Here is a 2749-nt window from a genome sequence, read left to right as displayed (position 1 = left end):
AAATTTTCGACACGTCTATTTTGGAGGAAAACTGCAAAAAGACCAAGGCTAAATGCCTTGATCCATATAATATCTCGGGTTTCCGAGAGAGTACGTATATTAAAGGGGAGGGAATTCGTGTGGATATATTGCAGCTTAAATATTTTCAAACGGTCGCTAAACTGGAGCATATGACGAAAGCGGCCCGTGAATTGCAAATTGCGCAGCCTGCCCTCAGTGTGACAATTGCCCGTTTGGAAGAAGATTTGGGAGTTCCTCTGTTTAACCGGATAGGACGAAATATTGTATTGAACGAATATGGAAAAGCTTTTTTGAAAAAAGCCAATAAAGCGCTTACTGAACTGGAGGAAGGACGTCAGGAACTTGCCGATTTGGCGGGAAGCGAGTATGGATTTGTTGCTGTTACCTCGACAGCGTTAAATAAAATTTTCTGCAATATTTTAGGATCTTTTGTGCGGCTTTACCCGAAAATCAATTTTCGTCTCATGCAAATAGCGGATGATGATACGAAGCTGCGCTTGTTAGAAACAGGGGAAGTTGATTTCAGTTTTATTAACAAACCTGTTAAGCAGTTAGGTATAGCCAGGGTTCCCCTTATGGCCGAGGAAATTTTTTTAGCGGTGTCACCCGAACACCGTTTTGCCAATCGTTCTAGTGTCTTTCTTTCGGAATTGGCTGAGGAACGGTTTATTAATTTAAAGACCAATCATAGCCTGCGGGAACTTTATGACAGGCTATGCAAAAAAGCTGATTTTGTGCCTAATATTGTCTGTGAGTGCGATGCGCCGATCGGCATGGTGAATTTGGTGTCTGCCGGATTAGGCGTAGCGTTTATCCTTTCATCGAAGGAGGAACAGCAGGACTTACCTGTAGTCTTATTAAAAGTTGTCGATTTTGATTACCAAAGTGTTCTCCAGCTAATTTGGAAAGAAAAACAATATTTATCCAAGGCAGCCATTCATTTTCGTGAGTATGTGATTCAATACTTTACTGACAGAATAGCAGTTAAGTGTGAACCTATCCCGTAAACACATAAACCGTACAAGGCGTAAGCAGCTTTGCACGGTCATTTATTTGCCTTTTCTAATATATTTTGAAAAAAGTTAAATGCAAGCTAAGTATTTGGCCTTAGACATCTTGCTAGGCCAACACTTTTTTAGAGGAATAAGCCACGTTCATAGGATTGTATGGCCTCAATGATTTCCGGTACGTCCGTGGAAGAGAGTTCTTCTTCTTCAAGCGGGATATTGAAGGTTTCGTTTTTGCAGACTTGGCAAACTACAAACGGACAGGCCAGTCCGTCACTCCAGTACACAAAAAACGGAGTTTTTTTGCAGCATTCATAGCAAAACGCTTTAATCCAATAGTTATGTTGACGTACTTCGTGCCAATTGTTTAGCTTCTTTAAAAATATTTTCATAACCCTATTTCTCCTGGTGGAATTATCTTTATAATATGCTCCGAGAAATCAGAAATTATGTGACAGTATAGTATCCAATAAAGATTTTTATTAATTCGGTGAAAAACTTTGTGAACAGGGTAACAAAAAAGCAGGAGTTTTGTATTCCCATCTATAACTTCTTTTATAAATTGCAGAGTAAGTGTTTGTGCGTCAAGTGTCATGTAAACGGGGAGTTGTCACTGAACGAAAAACTACAAAAAGTAGTTTGCGGTACAAACACTGCATCCCGCTGCTGCATAGAAGGAAATCCTAAAATATGTAGCAATATGTAGCAATTTATGCCTACATTTTTATGGAGGTGTCTTCCATGCATTTTTTTACTAAGCGTCACCCTTCGCAACCTTACCTTACTACCACTACTTTGGTTATCTCAGCAATTTTCATAGCCTTGAATATTATATTTACTCATCTTTTTGCCATCCAAACCCCCTTTATTCGCATCAGCCTGAGTTTCTTACCGATTGCAATGTTTTGCATGCTGTTTGGCCCGCTGCTCGGGGGGATTGTTGCCGCTATTGCCGATGTTCTCGGTTGTCTGTTCTTTTCTCCCGGATTATTTTTTCCGGGGTTTACCCTAAGTTCTTTTGCAGCCGGCATGATTTACGGCTATTTCTTACACAATAAAAAAATAACTTTGCGACGAATCACTTTAGCCAGTATGGTTGTTTTCCTGGCTATCGATCTGGGCCTAAACACTCTGTGGCTGTCTATCTTATATAACAAAGCGGCCCAGGCATTCTTATTAGCGCGATTTGTCAAGGGAGCCGCTTTGCTTCCCCTGCAGATTGCCGCCATCTATACAATCTGTAAACCTTTACTTCGCTATAAAGTAGCGCGCAACATTAGTTTGAACCGTCTTTAAGATTAGCGGCCTTCTTCAAGGCAAGACTGGTTAAGAGTCACGCGGAAGAAGAACAATGTAAGCAAACGGCCGGAGCTACCCAAAAGTCGGCTACAATCTCCCCGGGCCGGCTTTACTGTATGGCTCTGTTGCCGTAATGGCCTTCATGAAGGGCTTTAGACTTCAGACTCAAAGAGTCCATATTTTATAATGGGCTTTTTTTATTGGCTATTACCAGAGGCGAATTACGGGCAGAGAAAAACGAATAATTGATGCAATTTGACGAATAAACAGATTTTAATGATTTTTAATATGCTTTTTACATATTATTGTCAATTTATGTTGCAAGTGTCCTGAGTTTTGCAGCAAAACAAGTAAAAAAAGCTCTACTAGTCCAGTAAATACGCGGGCTAGAGAGCTTTGTTTTTTTGGCAAAATAGTGTTGT

3 protein-coding genes and 1 riboswitch are annotated in these 2749 nt (G+C 40.3%); of the genes, 2 read left to right on the top strand and 1 reads right to left on the bottom strand.

What is annotated here, in order from left to right:
• Positions 1–1028 (top strand): LysR family transcriptional regulator (locus BLR65_RS28725; protein WP_218130686.1); only part of this gene is annotated, 1028 nt, incomplete at its 5' end.
• A 128-nt stretch (positions 1029–1156) separates the two neighbouring features.
• Here the strand turns inward: BLR65_RS28725 and BLR65_RS28720 are convergent.
• Complete coding sequence (locus BLR65_RS28720; RefSeq protein WP_093798253.1) at positions 1157–1420, bottom strand: hypothetical protein; 264 nt, start codon at positions 1418–1420, stop codon at positions 1157–1159.
• A 171-nt stretch (positions 1421–1591) separates the two neighbouring features.
• A riboswitch (THF riboswitch) is annotated at positions 1592–1696 on the top strand.
• A gap of 73 nt (positions 1697–1769) precedes the next feature.
• Between BLR65_RS28720 and BLR65_RS28715 the strand changes: the two genes are divergently transcribed.
• A complete protein-coding gene (locus BLR65_RS28715; RefSeq protein WP_093798251.1) occupies positions 1770–2324 on the top strand; it encodes a folate family ECF transporter S component in 555 nt (184 codons plus the stop codon).
• Positions 2325–2749: the final 425 nt, after the last annotated feature.

Source organism: Sporomusa acidovorans (genome assembly GCF_900101845.1).
In the GTDB taxonomy this organism is placed as follows: domain Bacteria; phylum Bacillota; class Negativicutes; order Sporomusales; family Sporomusaceae; genus Sporomusa; species Sporomusa acidovorans.
This window is presented reverse-complemented; position numbering and strand designations above follow the sequence as displayed.